The organism is Acidocella aluminiidurans, assembly GCF_055383125.1.
In genome coordinates this window covers 2886282-2899053 of sequence record NZ_AP031589.1, presented here as the reverse complement: position 1 = coordinate 2899053, position 12772 = coordinate 2886282, and the positions used below count along the sequence as shown (strand labels likewise).

Genomic DNA, 12772 nt, shown 5'->3' with positions numbered 1-12772 from the left:
GAGAGCGCGCGCCCATGCGATATTCCCGGCCATGCGCTGCCTTGCCCTGCTCGTCTTGCTGTTCCTGCCGCATTTCGCCCTGGCGGCGAGCAGCGCGCCTTATGTGACGCCGCGCGATCAGGTGCGGCTGGTCTCCGCCGCCAACAGCGCCGCCGACGGCACGCTGCGCCTGGCGCTGCAATTCAAACTGGCACCTGGCTGGCATATTTACTGGAAAAACCCCGGCGATGCCGGCTTTCCCCCTGCCATCAGCGCCGCCGCGCCGGTGACGCTGAGCCCCCTCGATTATCCCCCGCCGGATTATTTCCTGCAGGACGGGATCGCCGCCTATGTGCTCTCGGGCGAGGCGCTGCTGCCCTTCACCGCCAGCGGGATCAGCGGCGACAGCCTCACCGTGAACGCGCGCTGGCTGGTCTGTTCCGATATCTGCGTGCCCGAACATGCCAGCTTCACCCTGTCTCTGGCAGGCGGGCCCTCCGCCGAGGCCGGGCTGTTTCCCGCCGCCCCCAGCATCGTTGCCTCTCCCTATAAGGCAACGCTGACGCCGGATGGTACGCTGCGTCTGGACGGGGTGGGGGCGCAGCAGGTGAAATCCGCGCATTTCTTCCCCGACTCGGCCAGCGCCCTGGTGAATAGCGCGCCGCAAAATCTGAGTTTCGGCGCGCATGATCTGAGGCTGCGGCTGAAACTCGCCGGCCCCGCCCCGGCGCGGCTGACCGGCCTGCTGGAACTCACCGACCCGAGCGGGCGGATGCAGGCGCTCGCCATCGCCACCACGCCAGCGCCGCCGCAATCCCACACCCCCTGGTGGCTGCTGGCGCTGGCGGGCGGGCTGATTTTGAATCTGATGCCCTGCGTGTTCCCGGTGCTGGCGATGAAGGCCGCCGCCTTTGCCCGCATGGGCGGCGCCGCGCACGCGCATATCCGGCGCGAGGCGCTGGGTTATACGCTGGGCGTGCTGGGCTCCATGGCCGTGCTGGGCGGGGTGCTGCTGGGGCTGCGCGCCGCCGGGGTGGCGGCGTTCTGGGGGTTTCAGTTCCAGTCGCCGGTGTTCGTCGCTCTGGCGGCCTGGGTGATCCTGGCGGCGGGGCTGAGCATGGCCGGGCTGTTCCATCTCTCGATGCCGGGCTTCATCGGCCGGCTGCCGGCGCAGCATAGCGTGCTCACCGGGCTGCTGGCGGTGCTGGTGGCCACACCCTGCACCGCGCCCTTCATGGGCGCGGCCATCGCCGCCGCGCTGGCGATGCCGGCACTCCCCGCCATGGGGCTGTTCCTGGCGCTGGGGCTGGGGCTGGCGCTGCCGATCCTGATCCTCGCTTTCATCCCGGCCCTGGCCGCTGCCCTGCCCCGCCCCGGGCGCTGGATGGCATGGGTGCAGAAACTCCTCTCCATCCCGATGTTCGCCACCTGCCTCTGGCTGGGCTGGGTACTGTTCCGCCAATCCGGCCCGCTGGGTCTGGCGCTGCTGGGGCTGGGCGCGCTGCTGCTGGGGTTCAGCCTGGCGCGCAAGCCGGTTTTCGCGCTGCTGGCGCTGGTGCTGCTGCCCCTCCTGCCCAGCGCCCCGGCCGGCGCCAGGCTCACCCTGCCCGGCGCCCAGCCTTACAGCGCGGCGCTGCTGGCGCGGCTGCGGGCGCAGCACCGGCCGGTCTTCATCGACCTGACCGCCGCCTGGTGCATCACCTGCCAGGTGAATGAGCGCACCACGCTGGAAGCGGCACCGGTGCGGGATCTGTTCAAGGCCAAGCATGTCGCGCTGCTGGTGGGGGACTGGACCAACCGCGACCCGGCCATCACCGCCCTGCTGGCAGCCAGCCACCATGCCGGGGTGCCGCTCTATCTCTATTATCCGCCCGGCGGCGCGGCGGCGGTTTTGCCGCAAATCCTCACCCCCGGCATCGTGAAAGACGCGCTGCAAGGTTAAAAAACCTTTACGGCCATTGCGCCTGGGCCCAATCCGCGCAAAATTCGGTTACGATAAAATGACAGGCGTCAAGGACTTGAGGATGCAGGATGTCTCCGGCGCGGCGCTGTCCGGCCCGCGCGCGAAACTGGATGCTGACAGCATCAAAGCCACCTATTCACGCTACGCGAAATCCTATGACAGCTGGTTCGGGCTGATCTCCAGGGCGGCGCGCAATGCGGCCGTGGCGGCGGTGAACGCGGCCCCCGGCGCGAAGGTGCTGGAGGTTGGGGTGGGCACCGGGCTGGCGCTGCCGCTCTACAGCCCGGCCAAGCGCATCACCGGCATCGATCTCTCCCACGACATGCTGAACATCGCCCGCGACCGCGTGGCCGAGATGGGGCTGCGCCATGTCGAGGCGCTGGAAGAGATGGACGCGCAGGCGACCAGCTTCGAGGATGGCAGCTTCGACGTCGCGGTGGCGATGTTCGTCGCCTCCGTGGTGCCGGACCCCCGCGCTCTGGTGGCGGAGCTGCGCCGGGTGGTGAAGCCGGGCGGGCGGATTTTGTTCGTCAACCATTTCGCCCGCGAGTCGGGGCCGATCTGGTGGATCGAGCGGGCGATGGCCCCGGCCTCCAAGCCGCTGGGCTGGCATCCGGATTTCCGGCTGGACCATATGTTCGCCGCCTCCGACCTCGCCCAGGCAAGGATCACGGATATGCGGCCGATCGGGCTGTTCCGGCTGGTGGAGCTGGTGCGCTAAGCGCCATGCGCGGCATCATCCTGGCGGCCGGCCTGCTGCTGGCCGGCCCGGCCCTGGCGCGGAATTGCGCCGATCCGCAGACGCAGACGGATATGAATATCTGCTCCTACCGGGATTTCCAGAAGGCGGATGCGGCGCTGAACGCCAGCTACCGGGCATTGCTGGGCAAAATCTCGCCGGCCGGCCAGACGAAGCTGCGCCAGGCCGAGCGCGACTGGGTATCCTACCGCGACGCGCAATGCGGCTTCGAGACGATGGGCACGCAAGGCGGGACCATCCATCCGCTGGTGCGCAACCAATGCGAGACGGCGCTGACCGAGGCGCAGGCCAAGCGGCTGGAGGCGCAGCTGCACTGCCAGGAGGGCGATGTCAGCTGCGGCGGCCAGTAAAGCTAGAGCAATATGTGTTTAGGTTGACGCGGCAGCGACAACTTAAACACATGAAATTGCTCGCTAAACCAAAACTTGGCGCCTCAAGCTAAGAGCTTGAGGCGCTAATGCAGCGTCAGCAGCTGGGCGTTGCGCCAGCCGGCGGGCTTGATCAGCTCCGCCTGGCCGACGCGGACCGAATGCAGCTTGCCATCCAGATTGGCGGCCCAGAAATCCAGGAATTTGTGCAAGGCGGGGAATTTCGGCGCGAGATCGAGCTCCTGCCAGATATAGCTCTGCAACAGGCCCGGATGGTCCGGCAGATGATAGAGGATCTCGGCGGTGGTCAGGCGGTAGTCGCGCATCTGCAAGGCAAGGGACATGCTTGGCACTCTCTCTTGAAGTCAGTGTTGGCAATCCCCGGGGTTTCACCAGACTGCCACACACAACCCCCTGCTGTGCAACTATAATCTTCAACGAAACCAGCAACTTGGCACTCAAAACCGGGAAGTGCTGCCGTTCTTGACTTCACCGGGCCGCCCGGGCTACATCTCTGGCACTCCTTCCAAGGGAGTGCTAACAGCCGCGGTGCCGCACAATTGGGCCGGACAGGCTGGGAAGCTTTTAAGACATAATGTTTAGGAGCGATCATATGGCGAATTTCCGCCCTCTGCACGACCGCGTTGTGGTCCGTCGCATCACCGCCGAAGAAAAGACCGCCGGCGGCATCATCATTCCGGACACCGCCAAGGAAAAGCCGCAGGAAGGTGAAGTCGTCGCTGCTGGCGCCGGCGCGCGCAACGAGACCGGCGCCCTGGTGGCCCTGGACGTGAAGGCGGGCGACCGCGTGCTGTTCGGCAAATGGTCCGGCACGGAGGTCAAGATCAACGGGGAAGACCTGCTGATCATGAAGGAATCCGACATTCTCGGCATCATCGCCGCTTGATTTAACGCGGCCCGATTCAGACTGCGCGGCTGAAGCCGCTCCGTCATCGGGACGCTCATTCATAGAGGAGCTATATCATGGCTGCTAAAGACGTCCGTTTTGGTTCTGACGCGCGCGACCGCATGCTGCGCGGCGTCGACACCCTCGCCAATGCCGTCAAGGTGACCCTGGGCCCGAAGGGCCGTAACGTTGTCATCGAGAAATCCTTCGGCGCCCCGCGCATCACCAAGGACGGTGTGTCCGTCGCCAAGGAAATCGAGCTGTCCGACAAGTTCGAGAATCTCGGCGCGCAGCTGATCCGCGAAGTCGCCTCCAAGACCAACGACCTGGCCGGCGACGGCACCACCACCGCGACCGTGCTGGCCCAGGCCATCGTGCGCGAGGGCGTGAAGGCCGTGGCTGCTGGCCTGAACCCGATGGATCTGCGCCGCGGCATCGACAAGGCGGTTGCCGCCGTCGTGGAAGAGCTGAAGGCCCGCACCAAGAAGATCACCAACCCGTCCGAGACCGCGCAGGTTGGCACCATCTCCGCCAACGGCGAGTCCGAGATCGGCGAGATGATCTCCAAGGCGATGCAGAAGGTCGGCAATGAGGGCGTGATCACGGTTGAGGAAGCCAAGGGCATCCAGACCGAGCTCGATGTCGTCGAGGGCATGCAGTTCGACCGCGGCTATGTCTCCCCGTACTTCATCACCAACCCGGAGAAGATGGTTGCGGACCTCGAGAGCCCGTACATCCTGATCTTCGAGAAGAAGCTCTCCCAGCTGCAGCCGATGCTCCCCCTGCTGGAAGCCGTGGTGCAGACCGGCAAGCCGCTGCTGATCATCGCCGAGGATGTCGAGGGCGAGGCCCTGGCCACCCTGGTGGTGAACAAGCTGCGCGGTGGCCTGAAGATCGCCGCCGTGAAGGCGCCGGGCTTCGGCGATCGCCGCAAGGCCATGCTGGAAGACATCGCCATCCTGACCGGTGGCCAGGTGATCTCCGAGGATCTGGGCATCAAGCTCGAGACCGTGACCCTGAACATGCTGGGCCGCGCCAAGAAGGTCCTCATCGAGAAGGAAAACACCACGATCGTCGAGGGTGTGGGCGCCAAGGAGGACATCACCGGCCGCGTCAACCAGATCCGCGCGCAGATCGAGGAGACCACCTCGGACTACGACCGTGAGAAGCTGCAGGAGCGTCTGGCGAAGCTGGCAGGCGGCGTTGCCGTCATCCGCGTCGGCGGTGCCTCCGAGGTTGAGGTGAAGGAGCGCAAGGACCGCGTGGACGACGCGCTGCACGCCACCCGCGCCGCGGTTGAAGAAGGCATCGTGCCGGGCGGCGGTGTCGCCCTGACCCGCGCCTCCAAGGTGCTGGACGGGCTGAAGGCCGATAATAACGACCAGCAGACCGGCATCGAGATCATCCGCCGCGCCATCCAGGTGCCGCTGCGCCAGATCGCCGAGAACGCCGGTGAAGACGGCGCGGTCATCGCCGGCAAGGTGCTCGACAATGCCGAGTACGTGTATGGCTACGACGCCCAGTCCGGTGAGTTCAAGGACATGGTCGCCGCCGGCATCATCGACCCGACCAAGGTTGTGCGCACCGCCCTGCAGGACGCCGCCTCCGTGGCCGCTCTGATCATCACCACCGAAGCCGGTGTGACCGAGCGCCCCGAGAAGAAGGCCCCGATGGGCGCCCCCGACATGGGCGGCATGGGCGGCATGGGCGGCATGGATTTCTAATCCAGCCTTCCGGCTTGAAACAGGAAACCCCGGCAGCGATGCCGGGGTTTTTTGTTGGGCGCGGCGCTGGCTTGCCCCGCAAGATTGAAATTTAGCTTCATGCGGCCTACAAGCTGCATGTTTCAACCGTTAGAAAGTACCCGCCCGCGTGGATAAACCGAGCCTCTCCGAACGCATGGACACTCTGGGAGCGGGCCTGCGCTTCGCCGGCAAGGCGATTTTCACGCGCTATACGCCGCTGCTGGCGCAGATGGTGGTGACGCGGCGCTGCAATCTGGCCTGCGGCTATTGCAATGAATATGACGATTTTTCCGCCCCGGTGCCGCTGGCAACGCTGATCGCCCAGGTGGACCATCTGGCGGCGCTGGGCTGTGCCTCGCTCACCGTCACCGGCGGCGAGACGCTGCTGCATCCGGAGCTGGACCAGGTGATCCGCCATGCCCGCGACAAGGGCATGATCGTGACCATGATCACCAACGGCTTCAAGCTCTCCAAAAGCTGGATCGAGCGGCTGAACGCGGCGAAGCTGCAGGGCATGCAGATCAGCATCGACAACCTGATCGCCGACGATATTTCGATGAAGAGCCTCTCCTCCGTGGAAGGGCGGCTGAAGCTGCTGCAGGAGCATGCCAAATTCAATGTGAATGTGAACTCGGTGCTGGGCGTGACCGGTGAGCGCACACAGGATGTCATCACCATCGCCGAGACGGCGGCGAAATACGGGTTCCAGCATTCGGTGGGCGTGCTGCACGACCATTCCGGGGCGCTGAAGGCGCTCTCGGACGCGCAAATGGCGGCCTACCGGAAGGTGACCGAGATTTCGCCCTCGCTGGTGCATACGCTGAATTACAGGCTGTTTCAGAAGAACCTGATGCAGGGCAAGCCGAATGACTGGAAATGCCGGGCCGGGGCGCGCTATCTCTACATCACCGAGGATGGGCGGGTGCATTATTGCTCGCAGCAGCGCGGCTATCCGGCGAAACCGCTGCTGGACTACACGCGCGAGGACATTAAGCGCGAATACCATACCAAGAAGGATTGCGCGCCGACCTGCACGCTGAGCTGCGTGCATCAGATGAGCCTGTTCGACGGCTTCCGGGGCAAGCAGCGCGAAGCGGACCCCACCCCCGCCCTGGCCTGATGTATTCCGAGCAGGATCTGAACGAGGCGGTTCAGGCCGGGGCGATCAGCGCGCAAAATGCCGCGGCGCTGCGCGAATTCGTCGCGGCGCGGCGGCAAGTGCCGGCGGTCGATGAGGAATATGTCCGGCTCTTAAGCGGCTTCAACGATATTTTCGTCTCCATCGCCATCGCGCTGGTCGGCATCGCCACCTTCGTGCTGGCCGGGGATGCTTGGTCACGCGGGCTGGCGATGGCGGCGGAAGCCTGGGTGATGGCGGAGTATTTCACCCGCCGCCGGCGCATGGCGCTGCCGAGCATTCTGCTGCTGCTGCTCTATGCCCAGGGCGTGGCGTTGCTGTTGATGCATGTGATCGGCGTGTATGTGGCGGACCATCTGCTGGCCTTCCTGCCTTATGGGCGGGTGGGGACGAAGAGCGGACTGTATCTCACCACCGGCTTTACCGCCGGGATCGAGGCGCTGGCGATCTACGCGCATTGGTGGCGCTTCAAGGTGCCGATCACGGTGGCGGCCGGGTGCGGGGCCTTGGTCGGGCTGGTGGTGTTTCTGGCGCTGGGCTTCGCGCCGGGGCTGCTGCCTTACTGGCCCTGGCTGATGATCGCGGGCGGGCTGGCGGTGTTCGCGGTGGCGTTGTGGTGGGATATGTCGGACCGCGCCCGGCTCACCCGCCGGGCGGATGTGGCCTTCTGGCTGCATCTGCTGGCGGCGCCGATGCTGGTGCATCCGGCGTTTTATCTGCTGGGGCTGTTGCAGGGTAGGGGCGATGCGGCGGTGGCGGTGGCGCTGTACGCGGTGCTGGCGGTGGTGGCGCTGCTGGTGGACCGGCGGGCCTTGCTGGTCTCCGCCCTTGGCTATGTGATTTATGCGCTGGCGCATGTGCTGCGGCAATCCGGCAGCGAGGCGCAGAGCCTGGCGGTGACGGCGCTGATCGCCGGCTGCGCGCTGCTGCTGCTCTCGGCCTTCTGGCACCGCGTAAGAGCGGCACTCCTGCGCCTGCTCCCCGTTTCGCTAACCGGGAAACTCCCCGCGTAACAGCGCAAAAGTTTTTAGGGGGTTTGGGGGGATTTTTTCAAAAATCCCCCCAATTCTTGCCTTCAGAACCCGCCTTCGAAGGCCAATTCCGTCACCGGCTTGCGCGGGCTCGGCGCCTCGCGGGCCTGCAGAGCTTCCGGCAGCTGGTCCTTCGGCCCCTGCTTGCCGATCACCAGCCCCATCTCGACCTTATAGCCGGCCGGGATTTTCAGCTCGGTATAGATCTTCTCCAGCTCGATGCCGACCATGCCGTGCGCGAACCAGCCCATGGCGGTGGCCTGCAGCGCCAGGCAGGCCCAGGCGGCGCCGGCGTCGAAGGAATGGCTGTAGGAGGGCACCGGCGTCTCCTTGCCCGGCACCGTCATGGTCTCGGAGGAGACGATGAAGACGATGGCGGAGCCGGTCTTTGCCCAGCTCTGGTTGAACGGGTTCAGCAGACCGAGGAACTTGTCCCAATGCGCATTGTCGCGGCGGGCGTAAAGAAAGCGCCAGGGCTGGGAATTATAGGAGGAAGGCGCCCAGCGCGCGGCTTCGAACATGGTGCGCAGATCATGCTCGGAAATGCCCTCGCCATTGAAGGCGCGCGGCGACCAGCGCTCAAGGAAAATCGGCTCGATCGGGTGGTCGGCCGTGCGGGAATTGGCGGTCAGGCTCATGCATCGCTCCTTTAAGTAAGACGCGGCGCAAGCTTAACCGAGCCTCAAAGGAGAGGCAAAGACGCTGCCTTATTGCAGGTTGCGGTTGGGGGCTTCTGCGGCGACCGGGCGGGCCACCGGAGCTTCGGCGACCTCGTTGCGGCCATTGCCGGTGGCGGCGATCACCGTGCCGGTATCGGCATGGTTATAGATGAAGCCATAGGTCGGGTAGGTGGACCCCATGGTGCGGGTATCGCCCAGCTCAACCTGCACCGCGGACCAGTTATTGTCCGGGGAAACGTCCTGGATGGTGACGTCGTTGGTGATCGAGCCCGGCACCCAGTTGGCCTGCGTCACCAGGATGGTGCGCGGGTCCAAAACGGCGGTGACGACGGCGACATGGCCGAGCGGCATACGGCCGATGGAGCGGAAATTCAGCACGGCGCCGACCTTCGGGGTGTCGCCGCGCTGATAACGGCCGGCGGCTTCGGCCCACCAGAGGAAGGCATCGCCGGAGAGCTGGATATGCGAGACCTCCCGCGCATAAGGCACGCACTGAATATAGGAATGGCGATATTCGGCGGCGATTCGGGCGCGGTGGGAGAGATGGCGGCTGGCGACATGATGCAGCTCATGCGCATCGCGGCGGCTGGCTTCGTGGGTGCGGCTGATCTCGTGATGGCTCTGCGCCACATGGCTGCTCACGCGGTGGATTTCGTGGGTGGCCACATGGGTGCTGATATGATGGGTCTCGTGCGCGACGCGGCTGCTGCTGTGATGCACCGTGCTGTGCGCGATATGGGAGACGTGGGAGGCATGGGAGACGCTGTGATGGGTGGAAGCCTTGGCGGCGGCGGGGCAGAGGGCGGTTATCGCGGCGACGGAGACACCAGCAGCCCAGGCGCCAACGCCCTTTGTCATCATCCTGTTCGCCTTGTTCCCAACCATTTCGTGTCCACCCGATCCGTACGAGACGCAAACAAACTATGACGATTTGCTACGGGTGGATTGCAGGACGCGCAACCCATGACTGCGACAAAATTACAACAGATACATGAATTCGATGATCTGAGTGTCATCTGACTGTTATGTTTAAGACAATTTTCCTAAACGCCGAAAACGCAATCTTTCCAGGCCAGAACCGGGTTTTTTAAGCGAGTCTTAACAAAAAAGGGAGCGTGGAACGCTCCCCAAATCGTTCATTCTAAAAAAGAATGAAGGGCCGGTAAAAATCAGCGGCAGGCGGTGACCATGATCTCCACCAGCCAGGCCGGGTCGGCCAGCTTGGCCTCGACGCAGGCGCGCACCGGGGCCTGGCCTTCCGGCAGCCATGCGGTCCAGACTTCATTAAGCGCCGCGCGATCTGAAATATCCTTTAGCCAGATATGCGCCTGGAGCAGGCGGGTATTGTCGGTGCCATGCGCTTCCAGCAGGGCATCGATCTGATCCAGCACATCCTTGGTCTGGGCCTTGATGTCGCCGCTATTGTCCAGCGGGCCGACGCCCATGGTGTAGACGAACCCGTGATATTCGACGGCCTTGGCGAGAACCGGGCCGGCCTCGGTGCGGATGATACGGCTCATGAGAAACTCCGTTAGTTGACGATATGCGGGGCGACGACCGGCACGTTGTTGACGCTGGGGCCGCCATTCTGGTTGCCGAACTGCACGCAACGCTGAATCTGCTGATAGCGCTCATTCATCGCGCCCATCTGCTCGGACTGAAACAGCTGCGTCGGCGCGCCGAAGCGCTGGCCGTCCTGCAGGGTGCGGGCCTGCAGGTTCACCGTGCTGTTCTGATAGGCCTGGTTGGCGCTGGCGGTGCAGGCGGCCTGGTTGGCGGCCTCGGCCTGGCTTTGCGGCTGGCTGGCGCAGCCGGCCAGAAGCAGGGCGGCCGCCAGCGCGGCAAGATACGGTTTCATGCGATAGGGCTTCCGTTGGTCTGGGCGCAGCCATATCGGCTTTGCGGGAAAACTCAACCGGCCACGTCCAGCAAAATCTTGCCGATATGGGTGCTGGCCTCCATCAGCGCATGCGCCTGCGCCACCTGGGCCAGGGGAAACACCTTGTCGATCACCGGGGAGACCTTGCCCTTGGCCAGCAGCGGCCAGACATGATGCTTCAGCGACGCGGCGATATGCGCCTTCTCCTCGGCGCTGCGCGGGCGCATGGTGGAGCCGGTGATGGTCAGGCGCCTGGTCATCACCGGCAGCAGATCGATCTCGGCCTTGGCGCCCTGCATGAAGGCCACCTGCACCAGCCGGCCGCGCGGGGCCAGGGATTGGAGATTGCGCTGGACGTAAGGGGCACCGACCATGTCCAGCACCACATCCACCCCGCGTCTGTCGGTGGCCTGGGCGATGACCGCCTGGAAATCCTGGGTCTTGTAGTTGATCGCGGTGGCGCCATAGCGCTCGATGAAGGCGCATTTCTCGTCCGAGCCGGCGGTGGCGAAAACCCGCGAGCCCTGCGCGCGGGCGAGTTGCAAGGCGGTGAGGCCGATGCCGGAGGTGCCGCCATGCACCAGCAGGCTCTCCTGCGGGGCAAGCTGCGCCATGTCGAACAGATTGGCCCAGACGGTGAAAAAATTCTCCGGAATCGCGGCGGCCCTGAAGGCGTCATACCCCTCCGGCCAGTGCAGGCACTGCCCGGCCGGCACCGCGACATATTCCGCGTAACCGCCGCCATTGCACAGCGCCGTCACCTTATGGCCGGGATAAAACCCGCTTGCCATCTCGCCCAGCGCCACCACCTCGCCGGCCACTTCCAGCCCCAGAATCGGGCTGGCGCCGGGCGGGGGCGGGTAGAGCCCCTTGCGCTGCTGCACATCCGGCCGGTTCACCCCGGCCGCCTGCACGCGGATCAATATCTCATCCGGCCCCGGCACGGGCACCGGGCCCTGGGCGATCACCAGCGCCTCCGGGCCGCCAGGGGTGGGAAGATCGACAAAGCGCATCGTCTCGGGAAGCATCATGGCGCCATATCGACGCCTTCGCCCGGCTTGCGTCAAGCCATCGCCGGTGCAAGGTAGGCGGCGCATGACCCCCCTTCCCCGCCGCGCCCTGCTGGGCACTGGTCTGGCGCTGGCCCTGCCCGCTCTGGGCCGCGCCGCCAGCACTGCCCAGAAGCCGCCCGCCCCGACCCCGCCGAAGGCGCGCTTCGGCGCCGCCCTGCCCTTGACCGGCGCCGAGGCGCTGCAAGGGGATGAGGCGTTGCGCGGGATTCTGCTGGCCATCGCGGATGTGAACGCGGCCGGCGGGGTGGGCGGCCAGCCGATCGCCTTCACCACGGCGGATATGTCCACCCAGGCCAGCGCCGCCACGGCGGTGAACGGGCTGATCACCCAGTCCCATGCCAATCTGCTGCTGGGCAGCGGCAGCTCCGCCCTCTCCTACCCGGCGACGGCGGCGGCGGAGCTGGCGCAGACCCCGTTCATCGAGCTGACCGCCCCGGCGGATGGCATCATGACCCGCGGCTTCAAATTCCTGCTGCGCACCGCGCCCACCACCAGCATGATCGGCGGGCTGGCGGCGGCGACGGTGCAGGCGCGCTTCGCCAAGCGCAAGCTCGGGCTGCTGTTCAATACCGGCGCCACTGACGGGGCGATCGCGGCGGCGACGCTGGCGGCCTTGGGCAAGGCGGGGCAGAGCGTGGCGCTCTCCGCCGGCTATCCGACGGATGCGGCCGGGCTTTACGAGCAGGTGGGGCGGATGATGCGCGCCAAGGTGGAGGTGCTGCTGCACGCCGCCGGGCCGGATGACACGCTGGCGCTGTTCCAGGCGATGAAAAACCTGAACTGGCGGCCGGATGCGCTGCTGGGCTGCGGCAGCGGCTACGGGCTGCGCGATACCCAGGTGGCGCTGGGCGGGGCGCTGAACGGCACCTTTGTCATCGCCGCGCCGTTTTTCCCCGGCCCCGCCCAGGCGGTGGCGAAGGCCTATACGGCCCGCTTCGCGGTGCCGCCGCGCTCGGCGGAAAGCTGCACCGCCTATGTCGGCGCCAAGCTGAGCTTCGACACGCTGAACGCGGCCGGCGGCGACCCGGCGAAGCTGATCGCGGCCCTGCGCCAGCTCAATCTGGCGCCCGGCGCGCTGGCCAATGGCTTCGGCGCGCGGTTCGACGCCAGCGGCCAGAACATCGCCAGCTTCGTGACCCTGCAGATCTGGAAGGACGGGGCGCTGGTCCCGGTCTAGAGCCTTCAGCTTTTAGAGCATCAAGCTTTTAGCTTGATGCTCTAAGTTTGTTTTAGCGAGCAATTTCATGTG

General features: G+C 65.6%; 14 protein-coding genes. 8 read left to right on the top strand and 6 right to left on the bottom strand.

Translation table 11 applies throughout. The features are described 5' to 3' along the window. The first annotated feature begins 31 nt into the window (after positions 1–31). The 3 genes from ACZ46S_RS14335 to ACZ46S_RS14325 all read left to right on the top strand — a co-directional run bounded on the left by ACZ46S_RS14335 (position 32) and on the right by ACZ46S_RS14325 (position 3052). Positions 32–1921 carry a protein-disulfide reductase DsbD family protein gene (locus ACZ46S_RS14335; RefSeq protein ID WP_464062258.1) on the top strand — a complete coding sequence of 630 codons (1890 nt, stop codon included), beginning with the start codon at positions 32–34 and terminating at the stop codon, positions 1919–1921. Positions 1922–2003: 82 nt separating this feature from the next. Then, a complete protein-coding gene (locus ACZ46S_RS14330; protein WP_295738135.1) occupies positions 2004–2663 on the top strand; it encodes a class I SAM-dependent methyltransferase in 660 nt (219 codons plus the stop codon). 5 nt (positions 2664–2668) lie between these two features. Beyond that, positions 2669–3052: a lysozyme inhibitor LprI family protein gene (locus ACZ46S_RS14325; RefSeq protein ID WP_464062257.1), complete on the top strand. Its 384-nt coding sequence runs from the start codon at positions 2669–2671 to the stop codon at positions 3050–3052. Between the two features lie 104 nt (positions 3053–3156). Here ACZ46S_RS14325 and ACZ46S_RS14320 read toward each other — a convergent pair whose 3' ends face one another. Continuing rightward, the gene (locus ACZ46S_RS14320) at positions 3157–3414 is read right to left on the bottom strand and encodes an usg protein (protein WP_008494127.1); all 258 of its coding nucleotides are present in this window, start codon (positions 3412–3414) and stop codon (positions 3157–3159) included. A 269-nt stretch (positions 3415–3683) separates the two neighbouring features. Between ACZ46S_RS14320 and groES the strand changes: the two genes are divergently transcribed. The 4 genes from groES (at position 3684) to ACZ46S_RS14300 (ending at position 7873) form a co-directional block, all read left to right on the top strand. Further along, on the top strand, positions 3684–3977 hold the full coding sequence (groES, locus tag ACZ46S_RS14315) for a co-chaperone GroES (protein WP_295738144.1): 294 nt from the start codon (positions 3684–3686) through the stop codon (positions 3975–3977). A gap of 77 nt (positions 3978–4054) precedes the next feature. Next, the gene (gene groL / locus ACZ46S_RS14310; protein ID WP_295738147.1) at positions 4055–5701 is read left to right on the top strand and encodes a chaperonin GroEL; all 1647 of its coding nucleotides are present in this window, start codon (positions 4055–4057) and stop codon (positions 5699–5701) included. Between the two features lie 148 nt (positions 5702–5849). Then, the gene (locus ACZ46S_RS14305) at positions 5850–6842 is read left to right on the top strand and encodes a radical SAM protein (protein WP_464062255.1); all 993 of its coding nucleotides are present in this window, start codon (positions 5850–5852) and stop codon (positions 6840–6842) included. Next, positions 6842–7873: a hypothetical protein gene (locus ACZ46S_RS14300; RefSeq protein WP_464062254.1), complete on the top strand. Its 1032-nt coding sequence runs from the start codon at positions 6842–6844 to the stop codon at positions 7871–7873. The genes ACZ46S_RS14305 and ACZ46S_RS14300 overlap by 1 nt, the downstream gene beginning before the upstream one ends. Before the next feature lie 62 nt (positions 7874–7935). On the opposite strand, the gene ACZ46S_RS14295 is transcribed toward ACZ46S_RS14300, so the two are convergent. The 5 genes from ACZ46S_RS14295 to ACZ46S_RS14275 all read right to left on the bottom strand — a co-directional run bounded on the left by ACZ46S_RS14295 (position 7936) and on the right by ACZ46S_RS14275 (position 11481). Beyond that, positions 7936–8529: a nitroreductase family protein gene (locus ACZ46S_RS14295; RefSeq protein ID WP_295738158.1), complete on the bottom strand. Its 594-nt coding sequence runs from the start codon at positions 8527–8529 to the stop codon at positions 7936–7938. A 69-nt stretch (positions 8530–8598) separates the two neighbouring features. Next, positions 8599–9432 (bottom strand): CHAP domain-containing protein, encoded by an 834-nt coding sequence (locus ACZ46S_RS14290; protein ID WP_464062253.1) that lies wholly within the window; start codon positions 9430–9432, stop codon positions 8599–8601. Positions 9433–9740: 308 nt separating this feature from the next. Continuing rightward, on the bottom strand, positions 9741–10091 hold the full coding sequence (locus ACZ46S_RS14285; RefSeq protein WP_008494117.1) for a RidA family protein: 351 nt from the start codon (positions 10089–10091) through the stop codon (positions 9741–9743). Positions 10092–10102: 11 nt separating this feature from the next. Beyond that, on the bottom strand, positions 10103–10429 hold the full coding sequence (locus tag ACZ46S_RS14280) for a hypothetical protein (RefSeq protein WP_464062252.1): 327 nt from the start codon (positions 10427–10429) through the stop codon (positions 10103–10105). Positions 10430–10482: 53 nt separating this feature from the next. Further along, positions 10483–11481, bottom strand: a complete 999-nt coding sequence (locus ACZ46S_RS14275) for an NAD(P)H-quinone oxidoreductase (RefSeq protein WP_464062251.1) — start codon at positions 11479–11481, stop codon at positions 10483–10485. Positions 11482–11545: 64 nt separating this feature from the next. On the opposite strand from ACZ46S_RS14275, the gene ACZ46S_RS14270 reads away from it, so the two are divergent. Beyond that, positions 11546–12700, top strand: coding sequence for an ABC transporter substrate-binding protein (locus ACZ46S_RS14270; RefSeq protein ID WP_464062249.1), 1155 nt, complete (start codon positions 11546–11548; stop codon positions 12698–12700). The last annotated feature ends 72 nt before the right edge of the window (positions 12701–12772 follow it).

Excerpts from the sequence above, each read along its gene's own strand:
- ACZ46S_RS14335 (WP_464062258.1), top strand. The coding sequence starts at position 32 with ATGCGCTGCCTTGCCCTGCTCGTCTTGCTGTTCCTGCCGCATTTCGCC.
- ACZ46S_RS14330 (WP_295738135.1), top strand. The coding sequence starts at position 2,004 with ATGCAGGATGTCTCCGGCGCGGCGCTGTCCGGCCCGCGCGCGAAACTG.
- ACZ46S_RS14325 (WP_464062257.1), top strand. The coding sequence starts at position 2,669 with ATGCGCGGCATCATCCTGGCGGCCGGCCTGCTGCTGGCCGGCCCGGCC.
- ACZ46S_RS14320 (WP_008494127.1), bottom strand. The coding sequence starts at position 3,414 with ATGTCCCTTGCCTTGCAGATGCGCGACTACCGCCTGACCACCGCCGAG.
- groES (WP_295738144.1), top strand. The coding sequence starts at position 3,684 with ATGGCGAATTTCCGCCCTCTGCACGACCGCGTTGTGGTCCGTCGCATC.
- groL (WP_295738147.1), top strand. The coding sequence starts at position 4,055 with ATGGCTGCTAAAGACGTCCGTTTTGGTTCTGACGCGCGCGACCGCATG.
- ACZ46S_RS14300 (WP_464062254.1), top strand. The coding sequence starts at position 6,842 with ATGTATTCCGAGCAGGATCTGAACGAGGCGGTTCAGGCCGGGGCGATC.
- ACZ46S_RS14295 (WP_295738158.1), bottom strand. The coding sequence starts at position 8,529 with ATGAGCCTGACCGCCAATTCCCGCACGGCCGACCACCCGATCGAGCCG.
- ACZ46S_RS14290 (WP_464062253.1), bottom strand. The coding sequence starts at position 9,432 with ATGATGACAAAGGGCGTTGGCGCCTGGGCTGCTGGTGTCTCCGTCGCC.
- ACZ46S_RS14285 (WP_008494117.1), bottom strand. The coding sequence starts at position 10,091 with ATGAGCCGTATCATCCGCACCGAGGCCGGCCCGGTTCTCGCCAAGGCC.
- ACZ46S_RS14280 (WP_464062252.1), bottom strand. The coding sequence starts at position 10,429 with ATGAAACCGTATCTTGCCGCGCTGGCGGCCGCCCTGCTTCTGGCCGGC.
- ACZ46S_RS14275 (WP_464062251.1), bottom strand. The coding sequence starts at position 11,481 with ATGATGCTTCCCGAGACGATGCGCTTTGTCGATCTTCCCACCCCTGGC.
- ACZ46S_RS14270 (WP_464062249.1), top strand. The coding sequence starts at position 11,546 with ATGACCCCCCTTCCCCGCCGCGCCCTGCTGGGCACTGGTCTGGCGCTG.